Consider the following 18,821-nt stretch of genomic DNA (forward strand, 5'->3'; position numbering starts at 1 on the left):
CTACGGATGTTCACACCGCACTGCAGGGGGTGTCAGCAGGCGCCCTGGTCCTTCCAGACGCCCCATTCACCCGTGGTGCCGGGCTCTTCGTTCTGCGTCCACCACTGGGCCTTCCAGTTGCGGCCCTTGTGGGAGACGACGTTGCCGCTGTTGTACACGGTGCCCGCGACGTACGCCGGGCTGGTGCAGGCACCGCCCGTCGGAGGCGTCGTGGTGGGCGGGGTCGTGGTCGGAGGCGTCGTGGTCGGGGGAGTGGTCGTCGGCGGGGTCGTGGTGCCGCCCGGCTGGACCAGCGTCGTACCGCGTGCCAGGTCCCCGGCGAGGGCGTAGGTGGTGCCCGAGATGTTCACCGTCCAGTTGGAGGGCGTGGACACCGGCAGGTAGTAGTTGAACGCCAGGTCGACCGAGGCGCCCGGGGCCAGCGTCTGCCAGGCCGGGAGCTTCAGGGAGACCCGCTGGAAGTCGCCCTTGAGGCCGCCGATGTTGTTGCCGGTGTGGCCACTGCTGATCACCGTCGTGCCGAAGCCGGACTGGTCCGAGGCGTTGTTCGGGGCCGAAGTGCCGTAGTCGAACTGGAACTCGGTGCCGCCGGGCAGTGTGGCGTTCGTGTTGTTGGTGATCTTGAGCTTCGGGGTGAGCGGGTAGTTGGAGTCGCCCAGTTTGAACTCGGTGAACTCCGTCTTGATGTCCACGGCCTGGGTGGGCAGGGTGGCGCCCGCCTTCTTCGCCCCGTAGGGGGAGGCCGCCTTGAACTTCTGGTACATGGTGTCGGTGAGCGTGTCGCCCATCTCGTACTGGCCCTTGGCCGCGTTGTACGAGTAGTCGCCCGCGAGCTCCCAGACCATCGTGCCGCCGATGCCCTTGTTCACCACGTAGTCGGCCTTGGCCGCCACCGACTGCTCGTCCTCCGTGGAGAGGAAGACCTTCTTCTGCGCGTTCCACAGCCACGGCGCCACCAGCGTGGAGTCGTACTTGCGGGCGTAGGTGCCGGTCAGCGTGGTGTTCGCCGGGAAGCCGTACTTGGTGACGTAGTCGCCGACGACGCCCTTCTCCAGGTTCTTGGCGTGCCACATCGGGTTGGAGCCCGCCGGGGACTCGACCCCGTTGGTGTCCTTGTCGTGCCACAGGTTGTCGATGCCGACCGCGCCGTCACCGCACTTGGTCAGGCCCGCGCCGGCCGGGCAGGTGGTCGCGGGGGCCTTGCCCCACAGGCCGTCGGTGCCGCCCTGTACGTTCTTGAAGCCGCGGGTGTAGTAGGGCAGGCCGATGTTGATGCGGCCGCCCGGCATGGAGCCGCGGAAGTAGTGGTACGCCCAGTCGGTGTTGAGGTAGCCGATGCCGCCGTACTGGGAGGTGGAGTAGACGCCGGCGGCGGCCAGTTCGCCGTCCTTGCCGTCGTCGAAGAGCGAGGCGTTCGGGCCGACGTACTCGTTCCAGGCGCCGTGCAGGTCGTAGGACATGATGTTGACGTAGTCCAGGTACTTCTGCATCTGGAACGTCTCCATGCCCCGCAGCAGGTAGCCGGAGGAGGGGGCGGCGACGGAGAGCAGGTAGTGCTTGCCGTCGGCGGCGCCCGCGCGGTCGAGCTTCTCGCGCAGCGTCCTCATCAGGACGTCGTAGCCCTTGACCAGGCCCGCGCGGCGGGCGTTGGACAGCTGCCAGTCCAGCGGGTTGCCGGCGTCCTTCATCGTGGTCGGGTACTCGTAGTCGATGTCGACGCCGTTGAACCCGTACTTGCGGATGAACTCGACGGAGGAGTCCGCGAAGGTCTCGATGCCGGCCTGGTTGACCGAGCCGTCGGCGTTGGTGGCCATCGAGTAGAAGCCGCCCGACGCGACGCGGTTGCCGTCGTCGCCGAAGTAGCCGCCGGTCTCGGCCCAGCCGCCGACCGAGATCAGCGTCTTGACGTCCGGGTACTGCTTCTTGAATTTCGTCAGCTGGTTGAAGTGGCCCTTGTAAGGGAGCGCCGGGTCCATCTCGGCGCCCGCGACACCCGGCCAGGTCATGCCGGTGGCGGCGTTGTTCGCGTTGTCCGCGCCGACCGACAGCTTGTTGTCGGCGCCCACGTGGGCGAAGGCGTAGTTCAGGTGCGTGACCTTGGACCACGGGATGTTGTGGGCCAGGTAGGCGGGCTCGCCGTTCTTGCCCGTGCGCCAGCCGGTGAAGTAGCCGATGACGCGGCGCTGGTGGTCGGCGCCCATCTTCTCGCGGCCTTCGGAGTCGTAGACCGAGCAGTAGGGGACGTCGACGCCGGCCGTCTTGTACAGCCCGTCAGGGCGACAGCTCTCGTTGTCGGCGGCGTGGGAGACGCCGGTCGAGAGGCCCGCGACCAGCAGTCCGGCGATTGCGGCGCCGGATGCCAGGAGCATCGCTCTCATACGTGTGGGGGACAGCATGGTGCCTCCTGGGGAGGGGAGGATGGCAGGACACAACAGGCATGCGGGTACTGCGTGTTGGCCCGTGACGTGCGCACATCTGACGGGCTGTTCCCGGGTGAAGATGAGGGGAACGTTAAGAGGACTAGACCAAACCGTCAATAGGTCTGGACCAACCCGCGCCTACCTGATGGAGTAACCTTCGCACCACCCTCTGTGACCCAGGCCACACCCCATCACTCGCATGGCCCCGGATCACCCGTGGCAGACTGGCTCCAGTACCAGTAAGCAGCGCACTCCGGGGTCGGTGTAATTCCGAACCGGCGGTTATAGTCCGCGACCCGTCCGCAGCCAGCGGCCGGTTGACCAGGTGAGATTCCTGGACCGACGGTTAAAGTCCGGATGGGAGGCAGTGCGCGGCGGGCCAGTCACCGGTACGCCGCCGTCGGCGGTTCGTCGGCACATCCCTGCGGATGTGCCCCATCGAACCGTTTTCCGGCCTCGGCGTCCCCGCGTGAGCTGTACCGCTTCATCTGTCGTATCCCGACAGGCCCCGGAGTCCGTGCCCGATGTGGCAGGAGGACCCGGTGGCGACACACGCCGCGCACGAAGCACCCGACACGGGCACCCGTGCCATGCGCCGAGCCATCGAGCTCGCGGCCCGTGGACTCGGCTCCACCAGCCCCAACCCGGTCGTCGGCTGCGTCATCACCGACGCCGCGGGCAGGATCGTGGGCGAGGGCTGGCACGAGCGGGCCGGCGGCCCGCACGCCGAGGTCCACGCCCTGCACGCGGCAGGCGAGGCGGCACGCGGCGGCACCGCCTACGTCACCCTCGAACCCTGCAACCACACCGGCCGTACGGGACCCTGCGCGCAGGCACTCGTCGCCGCCGGGATCACCCGCGTGGTCTACGCCGTCTCCGACCCGAACCCGCAGGCCAGCGGAGGCGGCGCGACCCTGCGCGCCGCCGGGGTCGACACCGAGGCCGGGCTGCTCGCGGAGGAGGCCGAGGCGGGCAACACCGCCTGGCTGACCTCCGTACGCCTGGGCCGCCCGTACATCCTGTGGAAGTACGCCGCGACCCTCGACGGCCGCATCGCCGCCGCCGACGGCACCAGCCGCTGGATCAGCTCCGCCGAGTCCCGCGCCGACGTCCACCGGCTGCGCGCCGAGGCCGACGCCGTCGTCGTCGGCTCCGGCACCCTGCGCGCCGACGACCCGCACCTCGCGGTCCGCGGCATCGAAGGGGCCGACCAGCCCCTGCGCGTCGTCCTGGACACCCACGCCACCATCCGGCCCACCGCCCGCGTCCTGGACGAGGCCGCGCCGACGCTCGTCGTCGTGGCCGAGGATGCCGACACCCGCCACCTCGCCGGAGTGGAACTGGCCCGGCTCCCGTACGACAAGTACGGGATCTCCGTGGACGCCCTGCTCCGCGAGCTGTACGGGCGCGGCATCCGCTCCGTCCTCCTCGAAGGCGGCCCCACCCTGGCCGGCGCCTTCGTCGCCGCCGGGGCCGTCGACAAGGTCGTCGGCTACCTCGCCCCGGTCCTCCTCGGCGCGGGCCCCGCGGCCCTCGCCGACGCCGGCATCGGCACCATCACCGACGCGCTACGGCTCCGGATCACCGAAACCGTCCGCATCGGCACGGACATCCGCGTCACCGCCGTCCCGACGGCAGCCCCCTCCGCCCCCACAGCCCTCAAGGAGCACTGAAGTGTTCACCGGAATCGTCGAAGAACTGGGCGAGGTCGTCGCCGTCGAGGAGCTCGCCGAAGCCTCCCGCTTCCGCCTGCGCGGCCCCGTCGTCACCGAGGACGCCAAGCACGGCGACTCCATCGCCGTCAACGGCGTCTGCCTGACGGTCGTGGAGACCGGCGACGGCGAGTTCACCGCCGACGTCATGCAGGAGACCCTGAACCGCTCCAGCCTCGGCGCCCTGACCAAGGGCTCCCGGGTCAACCTGGAGCGCCCGATGGCACTCGGCGGACGGCTGGGCGGTCACCTGGTCCAGGGGCACGTGGACGGAACGGGCGAGATCGTCTCGCGGACGCCCTCGGAGCACTGGGAGATCGTCAAGGTCGCCCTCCCGGCGGACCTCTCGCGCTACGTCGTCGAGAAGGGCTCCATCACCGTCGACGGCGTCAGCCTCACCGTGGTCGAGGCGGCCGCCGACTGGTTCACCATCAGCCTCATCCCCACCACCCTCGCGCTGACCACCCTGGGCATCAAGCAGCCCGGCGACCCGGTCAACCTCGAGGTCGACGTACTCGCGAAGTACGTCGAGCGGCTGCTGGGCGCGGACCGGGAGGCGGGGAAGTGAGCGCGCTGACCTGGCTGAACGCGGAGGCCTTCGTGGTCTTCGGCCAGAAGGTCATCTGGTCCGACATGATCGGCAACCTGATGGGCCTGGGCGCCCTCGCCCTCGGCTGGCGCCGCTCCATATGGACCTGGCCCGCCCAGCTCCTCTCCGGCCTGATCCTCATCGCCGCCTACGCCTCCGCCCACCTGGCCGGCGGCGTCGGCAAGCAGCTCCTGGTCATCGGCGTCGCCGCCTGGGGTTGGCGCGCCTGGCAGCTCGGCAGGCAGCAGGCTCAGGACGGCTCCATCGCCGTGCGCACCGCATCCTGGAAGGAGCGCGGACTGCTCCTCGCCGGAGCGGTCCTCGGCACGCTCGCCGTCGGCGGCCTGTTCACGCTCTTCCCGCACCTGTCGTGGAGCCCGTGGGCCGACGCCTACATCTTCGTCGGCACCATCGTCGCGATGGTCGCCCAGGCCCGCGGCCTCGTCGAGTTCTGGTTCGCCTGGCTCCTCGTCGACCTGGTCGGCGTCCCCCTCGCCTTCAACAACGGACTGGCCTTCTCCGGCCTCGTCTACGTCGTGTACTTCGCCCTCGTGTTGTGGGGCGCCTACGACTGGTACCAGCGCTCGCGCACCACCCCCGCCCCGGCCCTGGAAGGAGCAACGGCATGACCAGCCTCAAGCCCGTGCCCGACATCGAGGTCGAAGAGACCTTCCGCCTCGACCCCGTCGAGCAGGCCATCCGCGACATCGCGGCCGGCCGGCCCGTCGTCGTCGTCGACGACGAGGACCGCGAGAACGAGGGCGACCTCGTCATCGCCGCCGAGAAGGCCACCCCCGAGATCATCGCCTTCATGATGAGCGAGTGCCGTGGCCTGATCTGCGCCCCCATGGAGGGCGACGAGCTGGAGCGGCTCGAACTCCCGCAGATGGTCCAGAACAACACCGAGTCGATGAAGACCGCCTTCACCGTCTCCGTCGACGCGAGCGCCGCCCACGGAGTCACCACCGGCATCTCGGCCGCCGACCGCGCCACCACCCTGCGGCTCCTCGCCGACGGCGTCTCCGGTCCCGGCGAGTTCGTCCGCCCCGGCCACATCTTCCCGCTGCGCGCCAAGCCCGGCGGCGTCCTGATCCGCAACGGCCACACCGAGGCGGCCGTCGACCTCGCCCGCCTCGCGGGCCTGCGCCCGGCCGGCGCCATCGTGGAGATCGCCGGCGAGGACGGCGTCATGCTGCGCCTGCCCGAGCTGATCCCCTTCGCCCGCAAGCACGGCCTGACGATCATCTCCATCGAGGACCTGATCGCCTACCGCAGCTCCGCCGAGCCGACCGTGCGCCGCGAGGCCGAGGTCAGCCTGCCGACCTCCTTCGGGGACTTCACCGCGTACGGCTACCGCTCCACCGTCGACGGTGTCGAGCACGTCGCCCTCGTCCACGGTGAGATCGGCGACGGCGAGGACGTCCTGGTCCGCATGCACTCCGAGTGCCTGACCGGCGACATCTTCTCCTCCCAGCGCTGCGACTGCGGCCCCCAGCTGCACGCCTCCATGGAGCGCATCCAGGCCGAGGGCCGCGGGGTCGTCGTCTACCTGCGCGGCCACGAGGGCCGCGGCATCGGACTGCTGTCCAAGCTGCGCGCGTACGAACTCCAGGAGCGCGGCCGCGACACTCTCGACGCCAACCTGGAGCTGGGCCTGCCCGCCGACGCCCGCGACTACGCGGCCGGCGCGCAGATCCTCGCCGACCTGGGCGCGCGGAGCGTCCGGCTGCTGACCAACAACCCCGAGAAGTCCGCCGCCCTCGAACGGCACGGCATCACGGTCAAGGGCCGGGTGTCGATGCCGGTCGAGGCGGGCGAGCACAATCTGCGGTACCTGCGCACCAAGCGGGACCGGATGGGCCACGACCTGCCCTGGCTGGACCCGGCCGTCGTGCCCGCGTCCACCTGCGGCAACCAGTAGATCCACCCCACGCACCACACGCACCACACCCACCTACACCCACGAACCACCGAGGAGCAGAGCTGTGAGCGGCAAGGGCGCACCCGAACTGAGCGTGAAGAACTGCGGAGACCTCCGAGTCGCGGTGATCGCGGCCCAGTGGCACGAGAAGGTCATGGACGGACTGGTCGACGGCGCCCTGCGGGCCCTGCACGAGCTCGGCATCGACGAGCCGACCCTGCTGCGCGTCCCGGGCAGCTTCGAGCTCCCCGTCGTGGCGAAGGTACTCGCCGGTCGCGGTTACGATGCCATCGTCGCCCTCGGAGTGGTCATCCGCGGCGGCACCCCGCACTTCGACTACGTCTGCCAGGGCGTCACCCAGGGCCTGGTACAGGTGTCGATCGACACCGGAGTCCCCGTCGGCTTCGGTGTACTGACCTGCGACAACGACGAGCAGGCGCTGGACCGCGCCGGGCTCGAGGGGTCGAACGAGGACAAGGGGCACGAAGCGGTCACCGCCGCCGTCTCCACGGCCATGACCCTGCGGACCGTCAGCGAACCCTGGCGCTGAGTGGCGACGGGCTACCCCGTATTCTGAGGACCATCATGGCGAACAATCCCTCCAAGAGCTTCGAAGAGCTCTTCACCGAGCTCCAGCTCAAGGCCGCCAACGGCGACCCCAGCACCTCCCGCACCGCCGAGCTCGTCCACAAGGGCGTCCATGCCATCGGCAAGAAGGTCGTCGAGGAGGCCGCCGAGGTCTGGATGGCCGCCGAATACGAGAGCAAGGAAGCGGCCGCCGAGGAGATCTCCCAGCTGCTCTACCACGTCCAGGTGATGATGGTGGCGCGCGGGATCTCCCTCGACGACGTCTACGCGCACCTCTGAGCCCCGGCACGAACACCCGCCCGCAATCACGTATCCCACGCACCAAAGGAAGCCCCATGCTGCGCATCGCCGTCCCCAACAAGGGTTCACTCTCCGGACCGGCGTCGGCGATGCTCCATGAGGCCGGCTACCGGATGCGCAAGGAGTCCAAGGAACTCGTGGTCGTCGACCCCGAGAACGGGGTGGAGTTCTTCTACCTCCGCCCCAAGGACATCGCGATCTACGTCTCCTCGGGCAAGCTCGACATCGGCATCACCGGCCGTGACCTGCTGCTCGACTCCGGCGCCAGCGCCGAGGAGATCCTGCCGCTGAACTTCGGCCGGTCCACCTTCCGCTACGCCACCAAGCCCGGCACCGCGAAGGGCCCCGAGGACTTCCACGGGATGACCATCGCCACCTCGTACGAGGGAATCGTGGCCAAGCACCTCGCCGACAAGGGCATCGAGGCCTCGGTCGTCCACCTCGACGGCGCGGTCGAGACCGCCATCCAGCTCGGCGTCGCCCAGATCATCGCGGACGTCGTCGAGACGGGCACCAGCCTGCGCAACGCCGGCCTGGAGATCATCGGCGAGCCGATCATGACCTCCGAGGCCGTCGTCATCCGCGGCAACGGCACCGACCCCGAAGACCCGCAGGCCCAGCAGTTCCTGCGCCGCCTCCAGGGCGTCCTGGTCGCCCGCAGCTACGTGATGATGGACTACGACTGCCGCGCCGAGCACCTGGAACGCGCGGTCGCCCTCACCCCGGGCCTGGAGTCGCCGACCGTCTCCCCGCTGCACAACGAGGGCTGGGTCGCCGTCCGCGCCATGGTTCCCGCCAAGGAAGCCCAGCGGATCATGGACGACCTGTACGAGCTCGGCGCGCGCGCGATCCTCACCACCTCGATCCACGCCTGCCGGCTCTGACCCGCCACACCACTTCAGAAGGCACCCGAAGCACCATGAGCGAGCCCGCCGCACAGCCCGTACCGCCCGCCCTGCCGGTCACCTTCCGGCCGACCCGCACCCGGGCGGTGCTGCTGAGCGTCGGGCTCGTCATGTTCACCACCATCACGGCGATCGCCGTCCTCCTGGAGCGGCTCAACCCGGGGGAGCGGATCAGCTTCGTCTTCATCGCCGCGCTGCTGACCTCCGTACTCGTCCTGCTCAGCCGCCCCAAGGTGGTCGCAGACGAGGGTGGCGTCACCGTCGTCAACCTGACGACCAAGCGCCGCCTGGAGTGGGCGCAGATCCTGCGCGTCAACCTCCGCCCCGGCGACCCGTGGGTGTTCCTCGACCTCAACGACGGCACCAGCCTGCCCGCCCTCGGGATCCAGCCCGGGGTCGCCAAGGCCCAGGCGATCGGCGACGCCCGCGCCCTGCGCGCCCTCGCCGAGGCACGCGGAACCGGCGCAAACGACCGCTGAGCGCGCGAAGCCTCGTCGCTGCGTCCCATTGCGGCCACGATCTCAATGACTACCCTGGTGGCGGGGCGCAGCCGTGCGCCCTCCCACCGGCCCCGGGACCCCGGGCCGCCGGTCACCTGCGACTCGAGGAGTGACTCCCTCCAGCAATGGACGGATCGTCCGGTAATACCCGCGCCGCCCTCCCCACGGAGGCGGCGGCATGACCATCCCGCTACTCCTGCTCGTGGCGGCATTCGCCCTGATCCTCGCCAACGGCTTCTTCGTGGCGGCCGAGTTCGGCCTCGTCACCGTGGAACGACCCGAGGCAGAGCGCGCCGCAGCCGAAGGCGACCGCCGTGCCCGCACGGTGGTCAAGGCCCTGCGGGAGCTGTCCTTCCAGCTCTCCGGCACCCAGCTCGGCATCACCATCACCTCCCTCGTGGTCGGCATGCTCGCCGAGCCCGCCCTCGCCGCACTGCTGTCGGGGCCGCTCGAAGCGACCGGCCTGCCCAAGGGGGCCGTCCCCGGCGCCGCCGTCGTCATCGGCATGCTGCTCGCCTCCGCCGTCCAGATGGTCGTCGGCGAGCTCGTCCCGAAGAACTGGGCGATCTCCCGGCCGTTGCAGGTGGCCCGCTTCGTCGCCGGCCCGCAGCACGCCTTCTCCCGTGTCTTCCGGCCGGTCATCGCCGGCCTCAACGCCGTCGCGAACCGTCTCGTACGGGCGCTCGGCGTGGAGCCCACCGAGGAGATGGCCTCCGCCCGCACCCCCGGCGAACTGGTTTCCCTGGTCCGCCATTCGGCCCAGGCCGGCGCCCTCGAACAGGACACCGCCGACCTCTTCGTACGGACCCTCTCGCTGGGCGAGCTCACCGCCCAGCACGTCATGACCCCCCGAGTGAAGGTCAGTGCCCTCCAGCACACCGCCACCGCGGCCGACGTGCTGAACCTGACCCGCGCCACCGGTCTGTCCCGCTTCCCGGTCTACCGCGAGCGCATCGACGAGATCACCGGTGTGGTCCACCTCAAGGACGCCCTCGCCGTGCCCGAAGCCGAACGCGCCCGCACCGTCGTCGCGCGGATCTGCGTCGCCCCGCTCCTGGTGCCCGGCTCCCTGCCGGTGCAGCCGCTGCTGGAGCGGCTGCGCAGCGAGCAGCCCATGGCCGTGGTCGTCGACGAGTACGGGGGCACGGCCGGCGTGGTCACCCTGGAGGACATCGTCGAGGAACTCGTCGGCGAGGTCCGCGACGAGCACGACCTCGCCGAGGACCACAGCCCCGAACTGGCCGTCGTACCCGCCGAGGACGGCCGCCCCTCCTGGGAGGCCGACGGCAGCTGCCGGGTCCACACCCTGCGCCGCATAGGACTGGAGGTGCCCGAAGGTCCGTACGAGACCGTCGCCGGCCTCGTCGCCGACCTCCTCGGCCGGATCCCCGCCCCCGGGGACCGCGCGGAGCTCCCCGGCTGGAAGCTGTCCGTCCGGCAGGTCCGCCGCAACCGCGCCGAGCGCGTACGGATGGTCCGCGTCCTGGCGGCGCCCGCACATGCCGGGAGGCCTTACCCGGCCGGGGTCGGGGCCGACTGGGCCGCGGGGCTCGCGACCGGGCGGCCGGACCTGGCCCTCGCGTACGCGGCCGGCCCGTCCGGAAACGGTGCGGTGCACGGCGCCGCGCATGCTCAGGGGCAACCCGCCGAGGCCGAGGCGGCCGCCCGGTGAACGTGCTCCAGCTCCTCTTCGCGCTGCTCCTGGTCCTCGCCAACGGCTTCTTCGTCGGCGCCGAGTTCGCGCTCGTCTCCGTACGGCGCAGCCAGATCGAGCCCCTCGCGGCCGGCTCCAAGCGGGCCCGCCAGGTCCTTTACGGCCTGGAGAACCTGCCCCGGATGATGGCCGCCGCACAATTCGGCATCACCGTGTGCTCGCTCACCCTCGGTGCGGTCGCCGAACCCACCGTGGCCCGGCTGCTGGAGCCCGTCTTCCATGCCGTCCACGTCCCGCAGGGTCTGATCCACCCGCTCGGCTACGCGTTCGCGCTCGCCGCAGTGATCTTCCTGCACCTGGTGATCGGCGAGATGGTGCCGAAGAATCTGGCGATGGCCGCGCCGGAGAAGACCGCGCTCTGGTTCAGCCCCGGCCTGGTCGCCTTCGCGCGCCTGTGCGGACCGGTCACGGCCGCGCTGGGCGCCTGCGCCGCGCTGGTCCTGCGGCTCTTCGGCGTCGAGCCGAAGGACGAGGTCGAGGCCGTCTACACCAGCGCCCAGCTCGGCCGGCTCGTCGAGGACTCCCGGCAGGCCGGGCTCCTCGAACCGGGTGAGCAGGAACGCCTGGAGGACGCCCTCGAACTGGGCAGCCGCCCGGTCACCGACGTCCTCCTGGCCCCCGGCCGCCTGGTCACGGTCGGCCCCTCGGCCACGCCGCGCCAGATCGAGCAGCTGACGGTGCGCACCGGCTACTCCCGCTTCCCCGTCCGCGCGGACGGCGGCGCCTTCATGGGCTACCTGCACGTCAAGGACGTACTGGACCTGGAGGATCGGGAACGGGCCGTGCCGCAACGGGTCTGGCGCCGGATGACCACCCTGTCCGCGACGCTCCCGCTGGACGACGCCCTCAGCGTCATGCGGCGCGACGCCACGCACCTGGCGCAGGTCGCGGACCAAGGCGGTCGGGTCGTGGGCCTGGTCGCACTGGAGGACGTCCTGCAAATGCTGGTCGGCGAGGTCCACGACCCGTCCCACCGCGTGGCGCTCGGCCGCCGCTAGGGAGGCCCGGCTGCCTCGCGGTCACCCGGCCGGGCCCGCGTTCGACGAGCAGGCCGGAGGACGGGGGGACGGCGGGGGTTTGCTAGCGTGTCGTGGACGTCCCGTAGGTATTCCGGGGACGTTCCGTGGCGGCCGGGTGCCCCCCAGCCGGCGCCCGCTGACCTCGCTCGCCCTGTCGAGCCGGCCCGACCTGCGGCAGAGTGCCGTTTCACGGAAGCGAATTGACATGACGGATTTGGCACCGGACTTCGTCGGCGCCCCCTCCAGTACGACGGACGGAGCCAGAGATGCCTCGTCCGCCGGGGCGTCGACGGCCCGGCCGGGTGGCCGTTTCGACCGGTGGACGCAGAAGCGCTGGTTCCTGCCGCTGGCCGAGGGTGTGGTCAGCGTCGCCGTGGCGCTCGGGTTCATGCTGCTGTGTACCCAGATCAGCGTCAACCCCGTCACCCGGATCGGCCAGGTCAGCGGCCTCGCCAAGATCCAGCAGTACGCGGCGCTGGTCGGCATCCCCGTCCTCGCGGTGCTGCTGTTCCTCGCCTATCGGGGCACGCTGCGGTACTACCAGGTCGCGCAGCGGCTGGTGTGCGCCGCCCTCGCGGGCCTGGCCACCGGCATCGTCGCGGGCGGCATAGCGGTCGCCCTGCACGGCACGCCGTGGGGCCTGGGCGGTCAGGAGGGCGACCCCGGCAACCTCATGGGCATGGCCAACGACATGATGCGCGGCAAGGGCCTGCCGGGGGTCTACCCCCCGCTGTTCCCCGCGCTGCTCGCGGTCTGGGCCAAGGTCTTCCACAACGGCGTCCTCGGCGTGGGCCACGCGCTCCAGGACCTGCAGCTGATCCTCAGCGCGCTGGTCGGGCCGATGGCCTACCTGGCGTGGCGGATGCTGCTGCGCCCGTTCTGGGCGATGGCGATCGCCGTGCCAGCCTCGATCGTCTTCCTCGACCCGATCCGCCCGTACAGCCACGGCGCCATGCTCGTGCTGCTGCCGCTGCTGGCGGCCTGCTTCCGTGAGATCCGCCGGGCCGACGAGCTCTCGGCGCGTTCGGCGGTGCTGCGCGGCCTCGGCTTCGGCGCCGCGTTCGGCGTGATGTTCCTCTGGTACTCGGGCTGGTACCTGTGGGCCGCGCCGGGCTCGTTCATCCTCGCCCTGATGCTGTTCCCGTGGCGCCGGGGCCGGGTCGCGATCAAGCGCGCGGTGCTCTTCCTCGGCACGATCCTGGTCACCGCCATCGTGATCGGCGCGCCGCTGGTGTACCAGCTGGTCCGCCTGGGCGCCTCGACGAAGGACCGCTACGCGTACCTCAACACCTACATCGACCCGGCCTACGTGCTGGGCTGGGCGTCCGACCGCGCCGGCGGCCTGACCTACCACAACTTCCCGGCGTCGGGCGAGCTGGCCGGCCAGACCGGCTTCGGCGTCCTGCTGCTCCTGGGCGTGGGCATCGGCGTGGGTCTCGGCCTGCGCAACATCGTGGTCCGCACCGCGGGCTTCGTCCTCGTCGGCGCCTGGCTGCTGCGCTTCTGGTTCGCCTCCAACATGGAGCAGAACCAGGCCGTCCAGCTGTACCCGCGCACCACCTGGATCATCTTCTACTGCCTGATCATCCTTGCCGTCCTCGGCATGATGCTCACGTACGAGCGCGGCTTCGGCTGGATCCGCGGCACGCTGAAGGAGGTCGCCCCGGCCCGGGCCGCCCGGATCTCACCGCGCGCGCTGTCCCAGCTGGCCGCCGGCCTGATCTGCGCGATCGCCCTGTTCGCCACCATGGGCGCCTCGTGGTCGGCCAACCGCTACATGCCGTCCACCAACCCGGGCGTCGAGGACATGGGTCTGGACGCGCTGCGCGCCCACCTGCAGCAGCTGGACAACGGGCAGTGCCCCGAGTTCTCGCCGAACAAGGGCAAGCAGCCCTGCAAGCCGATCAACAGGAAGCTGTCCGAGTACGTCTTCGTGCCGGACCAGAACCACCTCTGGTGCGCCAACGTGACCGGCGAGGACCACGACGTCGTCTGCGGCCGTCCGCCGAAGAACTGACCTCCGACACCCAGGCCCGGGTCCGGAGCCCCCACCCCTCTAGAGGGGTGGGGGCTCCGGCCGTTCCTGGGGGCCGCGGCCCGAGAGGACCTCCCCGTAGGCCTGCATCAGGTCCGCCAGCCGCAGCGTCGCCAGATCGTCCCGCGACGGCTCGCCCGCGAACCCGGACAGCCGCAGATCCCGGTACGCGCAGCTCTTCTCGTACAAGGTCCGCAGGAACCGCCCGTTGCCGAGCTCGTCGATCCAGCCCTGCTCCACCACGTGCCCGCTGATGCTGCGGAGCTCCTCCAGGGCCTCCTCGTCCCAGCGGTCCCCGTTCGCGTCCGCCAGCACCCCGCCGATCGCGGTCAGTTCCAGCGGCCGGTAGCTGGGGAAGTCCACTCGGCTGGTGAACCGGGAGGACAGTCCCGGATTGGCGGCCAGCAGCCGGTCCATCCCCGCCGGATAGCCCGCCAGGATCACCACCAGGTGGTCCCGGTTGTCCTCGGCCCGCTTCAGGAGCACCTGCAGGGCCTCGTCCCCGTACGCGTCGCCCTTGCTGTAGCCCGAGTTGGACAGGCTGTACGCCTCGTCCACGAACAGCACCCCGCCGATCGCCGAATCGATCAGCTCGTTCGCCTTCACGGCCGTCTGCCCGAGGAACTCGCCCACCAGGTCCGCTCGTTGCGCCTCCACCAGATGGTCGCCGCCCAGCAGGCCCAGCGCGTAGAAGACCCGGCCCAGGATCCGGGCCACCGTCGTCTTGCCGGTGCCCGACGGCCCGGAGAAGACGAAGTGCCTCTTCGGTGGCTGCACGGGCAGCCCCTGCCCCGCCCGCAGCCGCGCCATGTGCAGCTGCGCGGACAGCGCCTTCACCTGCCGCTTGACCGGCTCCAGGCCCACCATCCGCTCCAGCTCCGCCAACGCCTGAGCGAGCGCCGTCGGATCGGCGGGCCCGGCCGGCAGCCCCCCGGGCGCGCCCTGCGCGGGGAGCGACACCTTGCGGCGTACGCCGCCCTCCCCGCGGCCCCCGCCCGGCCCCGCCGGCGCCAGCGGATCCGGGTCCGCGGTCTGGCCGTCGGCCGCGATGTCCTGGACGGGACCGCCGCCCAGCGCCACCTTCGTGAAACCCCCGCCCGCCGGGGCCGGGCCGTGCCCGCCGGAGCCGCCGTACCCCGCGTACCCGGCCGTGCCCGCCAGGTCGGCCATCCCGTCGGTGTCGTCGCCGTCCTCGATCGCCGTCAGCCTGGCCGCGGTGTCCATGAAGGAGGGGTCCACCCGGTGCACCGCCCGGTACAGCGGCAGCGCCGCCGCACTGCGCCCGGTGCCCTCGTGCGCCCGCGCCAGCCAGTACCGCAGCTCCTTGCGCTGGGGCTGCTCGCTGCGGCACCGCATCAGCGCCGCCGACAGCAGCGGCTCCGCCTGCCCGTACATCTCCAGCCGGACCCGCGCCATCCCGCCGAACAGCCCCGCCTCGATGCCGAGCAGCGGATCGTCCACCAGGGGTTCGGTGTTGCGGACCAGCAGCTCCCAGTCCTTGACCAGGTACGCCCGGCAGGCGTGCAGGAAGCGCACCTGCGGATCGGTGTCCACCGGGGGCAGCGCGGCCAGCGCCTGATCGAGCTCGGGCACGTGACGGCCGTCCAGCCAGTGCGAGGCGTGCGCCAGCAGCAGGTCACGCCGGCTCTCCAGCACGGGCTGCACCCACCAGCCCAGCCAGTACCAGGAGTTCAGCGTCCGCCGGTGCCGGGCCCGCTGCTCGCCGAAGCGGTCCCGGTGCGCGTACATGCGCAGGAGGGCGTTGGTGGTGTCGACCCGGAGCGCGTGCAGGCCCAGCCAGGCATCGGCCATCGTGGGGTCGAAGCGTACGGCTGCCCGGAACTCCTCCTCGGCCTGCGGGTAGGCGCCCATGGTGCAGGCGTCGACCCCGCGCAGCCAGGCGAGTTCGGCCGGGGCGTGTGCGCTGCCCGGCGTGCCGAAATCCATCACGTCCCCCACAAGCCTGCCCCCGTGGTGCGCGGCAACCCCCGTATCGAACACGCGAGTTGCTCACCCCGCCGATGAAATCAGGGCTGCATCGTACCTGCGGTTTCGCACCTTACGTAGGGTGCGACGGGCCTGGTTCGGGTGTGCGCCCCCGGTGCGCCCGGTGACTCAGGGTGAGGGAGCGGCGTCGATCCGTCCGTGGTCCGGGGCAGAACGAAGCCCCCGATCACGGGGGAACGATCGGGGGCTTCGTGTCCGCGGCGGCCGGTTACGGCCTCGCATTGAGAACGTAAGGCCGCTGCGGGCCCCAGGTCAAGAAGGTCGGAGGAGGCCCGCGGGCGCGGAATTCCGGGGCCGCTCAGGCCCGGGGGAGTCCGTCACCTTCCGTGACGAAAGTGGCCGTTCGATAGGTCGCAGGCGCCCCGGAAGACCACTCGTATCCCGTACCGCTCTGGCGCACCAAGGTGTCGGCGAAGGGGCGCGAAGGGTCGTCCGAGAAGTGCGCGAGCTCCGCGCGCTCCCATCCGTCCCAGAAGTCGGAGAGTTCACGCCCGTCCCGGTCCCGCCCGCGCCCCCAGGACCTCGCACGCGGAGTCTCCATCCACAGCAGCCGCGCCAGATGCGGGCGCAGCGCCCGCCGCCCGGCACCGACCCCCTCGACGAGCAGCGCAGGCGCCGGATCCAGCACCCGCTCCGGCCCGAAGCGGCGCTCCACCCAGTCGTACGGGGCCCAGTGCGCGGGCCGGCCGGCGGCGAGCGGCTCCAGCACCTGGGCCCGCAGCCGCTCCGACCAGCCGAAGAGCTCCTCGTGGGTGGCGATGTCGTCCAGGTGCAGCACCGGCGCGCCCATCGCCTCCGCGAGCCGGCCCGCGAAGGTGCTCTTCCCGGACCCGGCGTGGCCGTCGATCCCGATCAGCCGGACCGGACCGAGGGAGGGCGGCAACGCGGCGAGCTCCCGTGCGAGTGATTCAAGTGACTGGTGTGACTCCACCAGACCAGCGTAGACAGGCCCGACACGACGGCCGGCTTCGGCCCGCGGCCACCGGGAACTGGAAGGGTGAAGCAGGCAAGCACCGGCACCGACCCACCCCAGGGGGAAGCCCGCGATGACCGCACCCACACCGCGCAGGGCCGTACTCGTCGCCGCACTCGCGGTCGCCACCGCGGCCACCGCGGCGACCGTCTCCGGCGGCAGCGCCGAGGCCGCCGCCCCGTCGGGCCCACCCGCTCCACCGGCCCCGCGGGGTCCGGGCCGCCCGGTCGACAACCGCTTCTGGTACTCGTACGCGCACTGGCTGGCCGGCACCCACCAGGGCACCACCGCCGTCGGCGGGGCCCGCCCCGGACTGGAGATCGGGACCCCGCTGGGCCGCACCGAGTACGCCGACCCGCACACCGGGAAGAAGAGCACCTGGGAGTACGCCACCTGGACCTCCCCGCCGCACCGCTCCACCGTCCCCGCGACCGAGGCCATCGCCTCCTGGAACGCCCGCACCCCCGCCGGCACCTGGATCCAGGTGGAACTGTGCGGCACCTACGCCGACGGCACCCACACCCCCTGGTACGTCATGGGCCGCTGGGCCTCCGGCGACCGCGACATCCGCCGCACCTCCGTCGACGGCCAGACCGACGGCCGCTCCACCGTCTGGACCGACACCCTGGCCGTGGACGCCCCCGCGAGCGGCCTGCGCATCACCGGCTGGCGGCTGCGCCTGACCCTGTACCGCAAGCCCGGCGCCGACCGGGGCCCCACCGTGTGGCTGGCCGGAGCGATGCTCTCCGACGTCCCGGACCGCTTCACGGTCCCCGCCTCCACCCCCTCCGGGCAGGCCCACGAGCTGCAGGTTCCGCGCTACTCGCAGGAGACCCACGCCGGCCGGTACCCCGAGTACGACAACGGCGGCGAGGCCTGGTGCAGCCCCACCTCCTCCCAGATGATCATCGAGTTCTGGGGGCGCAAGGCCAGCGCCACCGCCCTGACCTGGGTCGACCCGAAGTACGCCGACCCGCAGATCTGCCACGCCGCCCGCTCCACCTACGACGCCGCCTACAAGGGCTGCGGCAACTGGCCCTTCAACGCGGCCTACGCCGCCACCTACCGGCAGCTCGCCGGGGTCGTCACCCGCCTCTGCTCCCTGACCGACCTGGAGACCCTGATCCGGGCCGGCATCCCGGCCATCACCTCCCAGTCCTTCACCCCGCAAGAACTCACGGGGGCCGGCTACGGCACCGCAGGCCACCTGATGACCGTCATCGGCTTCACGGCCGCCGGGGACGTGATCGCCAACGACCCCAACTCGCCCGACAACGCCGCCGTCCGGCGGGTCTACAAGCGCCGCGAGTTCGAGAACATCTGGCTGCGGACCAAGCGCCACAACGCCGCGGGCAAGGTCGCCTCGGGCACCGGAGGCATCTGCTACCTCTACGCCCCGGCGGTGCCGAGCGTCGCCCAGATCGTGGCGCTGCGGGCGGTCGGAGTCCTGTGAGATTTCGCGTTGAGCAGCCCGTATAAGCGGAACATAATGGGGTAAATGGCAGATAAAGCTTCTCAGTAGGAGGCAGCCAGCCATGACCACCCATCCGAGCATCGAGCACCACCCCGACCTCGCCGAGATGCGCACTCGGTTCGAGCGGGTGACCAGCACCCCCGCAGCGCAGGCCGTCGAGGCACTCGCCCTGATCACGGGCCTGTACCTGGCTGCCTCGCCGTGGATCGCAGGGTTCAGCGGACTGACCCCGCTGGCCATCAACAACCTGATCGCCGGCCTGGCCTTCTGCCTGTGCATGGGCGGTCTCGGCTCCGCGTACGAGCGCACCCACGCGATGGCGTGGACGGCGGTCGCCCTCGGAGCGTGGACGATCATCGCGCCGTGGGTCATCGCCGGTGAGATGGACACGACCCGCACGGTGACCAGCAACGTGATCACCGGAGGCGTCGCCCTGTGCCTCGGCCTCGCGATGGCCGCGATGGCCGGCCGCAACGAGGCCCGCACCTGACCCGGGCGCCGGATCAAGACGCCGGACTCCGGATCGATGAACGCGCCGGGTCCCGACCGCAGAGGCCGGGACCCGGTGGCATGCCGCGGCCCGTGTGACGCCTGGGACGGCCCGTGTGACCTGCGCCTCCAGTGACCATCGTCTCTACCGCGAATGCCGCGAACGCTGGCACAT

At 71.2% G+C, this 18,821-nt stretch carries 16 protein-coding genes and 1 riboswitch; of the genes, 13 read left to right on the forward strand and 3 right to left on the reverse strand.

Annotation, left to right across the window (positions count from 1 at the left end; genetic code table 11):
- Positions 1-32: 32 nt before the first annotated feature.
- Positions 33-2,396 carry a chitinase C-terminal domain-containing protein gene (locus tag OG625_RS32140; RefSeq protein WP_329387984.1) on the reverse strand — a complete coding sequence of 788 codons (2,364 nt, stop codon included), beginning with the start codon at positions 2,394-2,396 and terminating at the stop codon, positions 33-35.
- 268 nt (positions 2,397-2,664) lie between these two features.
- Positions 2,665-2,795, forward strand: a riboswitch (FMN riboswitch).
- A 215-nt stretch (positions 2,796-3,010) separates the two neighbouring features.
- On the opposite strand from OG625_RS32140, the gene ribD reads away from it, so the two are divergent.
- From ribD to OG625_RS32195, 11 genes are all read left to right on the forward strand, one after another.
- The gene (gene ribD, locus OG625_RS32145) at positions 3,011-4,093 is read left to right on the forward strand and encodes a bifunctional diaminohydroxyphosphoribosylaminopyrimidine deaminase/5-amino-6-(5-phosphoribosylamino)uracil reductase RibD (protein WP_329391151.1); all 1,083 of its coding nucleotides are present in this window, start codon (positions 3,011-3,013) and stop codon (positions 4,091-4,093) included.
- 1 nt (position 4,094) lies between these two features.
- Positions 4,095-4,700, forward strand: coding sequence for a riboflavin synthase (locus OG625_RS32150; RefSeq protein ID WP_329387986.1), 606 nt, complete (start codon positions 4,095-4,097; stop codon positions 4,698-4,700).
- The gene (locus tag OG625_RS32155) at positions 4,697-5,350 is read left to right on the forward strand and encodes a nicotinamide mononucleotide transporter family protein (RefSeq protein ID WP_329387988.1); all 654 of its coding nucleotides are present in this window, start codon (positions 4,697-4,699) and stop codon (positions 5,348-5,350) included. The genes OG625_RS32150 and OG625_RS32155 overlap by 4 nt, the downstream gene beginning before the upstream one ends.
- Positions 5,347-6,642 (forward strand): bifunctional 3,4-dihydroxy-2-butanone-4-phosphate synthase/GTP cyclohydrolase II, encoded by a 1,296-nt coding sequence (locus OG625_RS32160; protein WP_329387990.1) that lies wholly within the window; start codon positions 5,347-5,349, stop codon positions 6,640-6,642. The genes OG625_RS32155 and OG625_RS32160 overlap by 4 nt, the downstream gene beginning before the upstream one ends.
- Before the next feature lie 64 nt (positions 6,643-6,706).
- Positions 6,707-7,192: a 6,7-dimethyl-8-ribityllumazine synthase gene (gene ribH, locus OG625_RS32165; RefSeq protein ID WP_007262951.1), complete on the forward strand. Its 486-nt coding sequence runs from the start codon at positions 6,707-6,709 to the stop codon at positions 7,190-7,192.
- 35 nt (positions 7,193-7,227) lie between these two features.
- Positions 7,228-7,509 (forward strand): phosphoribosyl-ATP diphosphatase, encoded by a 282-nt coding sequence (locus OG625_RS32170; protein ID WP_329387992.1) that lies wholly within the window; start codon positions 7,228-7,230, stop codon positions 7,507-7,509.
- Between the two features lie 56 nt (positions 7,510-7,565).
- Positions 7,566-8,414 (forward strand): ATP phosphoribosyltransferase, encoded by an 849-nt coding sequence (hisG, locus tag OG625_RS32175; protein WP_329387994.1) that lies wholly within the window; start codon positions 7,566-7,568, stop codon positions 8,412-8,414.
- 35 nt (positions 8,415-8,449) lie between these two features.
- The gene (locus OG625_RS32180) at positions 8,450-8,914 is read left to right on the forward strand and encodes a PH domain-containing protein (protein ID WP_329387996.1); all 465 of its coding nucleotides are present in this window, start codon (positions 8,450-8,452) and stop codon (positions 8,912-8,914) included.
- A 199-nt stretch (positions 8,915-9,113) separates the two neighbouring features.
- Positions 9,114-10,607, forward strand: coding sequence for a hemolysin family protein (locus tag OG625_RS32185; RefSeq protein WP_329387999.1), 1,494 nt, complete (start codon positions 9,114-9,116; stop codon positions 10,605-10,607).
- The gene (locus OG625_RS32190) at positions 10,604-11,647 is read left to right on the forward strand and encodes a hemolysin family protein (protein ID WP_329388001.1); all 1,044 of its coding nucleotides are present in this window, start codon (positions 10,604-10,606) and stop codon (positions 11,645-11,647) included. The genes OG625_RS32185 and OG625_RS32190 overlap by 4 nt, the downstream gene beginning before the upstream one ends.
- Before the next feature lie 226 nt (positions 11,648-11,873).
- The gene (locus OG625_RS32195; protein ID WP_329388003.1) at positions 11,874-13,685 is read left to right on the forward strand and encodes a hypothetical protein; all 1,812 of its coding nucleotides are present in this window, start codon (positions 11,874-11,876) and stop codon (positions 13,683-13,685) included.
- Between the two features lie 39 nt (positions 13,686-13,724).
- Here the strand turns inward: OG625_RS32195 and OG625_RS32200 are convergent, their stop codons facing one another.
- Together OG625_RS32200 and OG625_RS32205 are read right to left on the reverse strand one after the other, a co-directional pair.
- A complete protein-coding gene (locus OG625_RS32200) occupies positions 13,725-15,650 on the reverse strand; it encodes an AAA family ATPase (RefSeq protein WP_329388005.1) in 1,926 nt (641 codons plus the stop codon).
- Positions 15,651-16,008: 358 nt separating this feature from the next.
- On the reverse strand, positions 16,009-16,641 hold the full coding sequence (locus OG625_RS32205; protein ID WP_329388006.1) for a uridine kinase family protein: 633 nt from the start codon (positions 16,639-16,641) through the stop codon (positions 16,009-16,011).
- 115 nt (positions 16,642-16,756) lie between these two features.
- Here OG625_RS32205 and OG625_RS32210 point away from each other — a divergent pair, with 115 nt between their 5' ends.
- Together OG625_RS32210 and OG625_RS32215 are read left to right on the forward strand one after the other, a co-directional pair.
- Positions 16,757-18,136 (forward strand): peptidase C39 family protein, encoded by a 1,380-nt coding sequence (locus OG625_RS32210; RefSeq protein WP_329388008.1) that lies wholly within the window; start codon positions 16,757-16,759, stop codon positions 18,134-18,136.
- 82 nt (positions 18,137-18,218) lie between these two features.
- On the forward strand, positions 18,219-18,647 hold the full coding sequence (locus tag OG625_RS32215) for an SPW repeat protein (protein ID WP_329388010.1): 429 nt from the start codon (positions 18,219-18,221) through the stop codon (positions 18,645-18,647).
- The last annotated feature ends 174 nt before the right edge of the window (positions 18,648-18,821 follow it).

The sequence above is a fragment of the Streptomyces sp. NBC_01351 genome, assembly GCF_036237315.1.
Lineage (GTDB): Bacteria > Actinomycetota > Actinomycetes > Streptomycetales > Streptomycetaceae > Streptomyces.

Bases quoted from the DNA above. Each gene is read 5' to 3' on its own strand.
- OG625_RS32140 (WP_329387984.1), bottom strand. From the start codon at position 2,396: ATGCTGTCCCCCACACGTATGAGAGCGATGCTCCTGGCATCCGGCGCC.
- ribD (WP_329391151.1), top strand. From the start codon at position 3,011: ATGCGCCGAGCCATCGAGCTCGCGGCCCGTGGACTCGGCTCCACCAGC.
- OG625_RS32160 (WP_329387990.1), top strand. From the start codon at position 5,347: ATGACCAGCCTCAAGCCCGTGCCCGACATCGAGGTCGAAGAGACCTTC.
- OG625_RS32170 (WP_329387992.1), top strand. From the start codon at position 7,228: ATGGCGAACAATCCCTCCAAGAGCTTCGAAGAGCTCTTCACCGAGCTC.
- hisG (WP_329387994.1), top strand. From the start codon at position 7,566: ATGCTGCGCATCGCCGTCCCCAACAAGGGTTCACTCTCCGGACCGGCG.
- OG625_RS32180 (WP_329387996.1), top strand. From the start codon at position 8,450: ATGAGCGAGCCCGCCGCACAGCCCGTACCGCCCGCCCTGCCGGTCACC.
- OG625_RS32185 (WP_329387999.1), top strand. From the start codon at position 9,114: ATGACCATCCCGCTACTCCTGCTCGTGGCGGCATTCGCCCTGATCCTC.
- OG625_RS32195 (WP_329388003.1), top strand. From the start codon at position 11,874: ATGACGGATTTGGCACCGGACTTCGTCGGCGCCCCCTCCAGTACGACG.
- OG625_RS32200 (WP_329388005.1), bottom strand. From the start codon at position 15,650: ATGGATTTCGGCACGCCGGGCAGCGCACACGCCCCGGCCGAACTCGCC.
- OG625_RS32210 (WP_329388008.1), top strand. From the start codon at position 16,757: ATGACCGCACCCACACCGCGCAGGGCCGTACTCGTCGCCGCACTCGCG.
- OG625_RS32215 (WP_329388010.1), top strand. From the start codon at position 18,219: ATGACCACCCATCCGAGCATCGAGCACCACCCCGACCTCGCCGAGATG.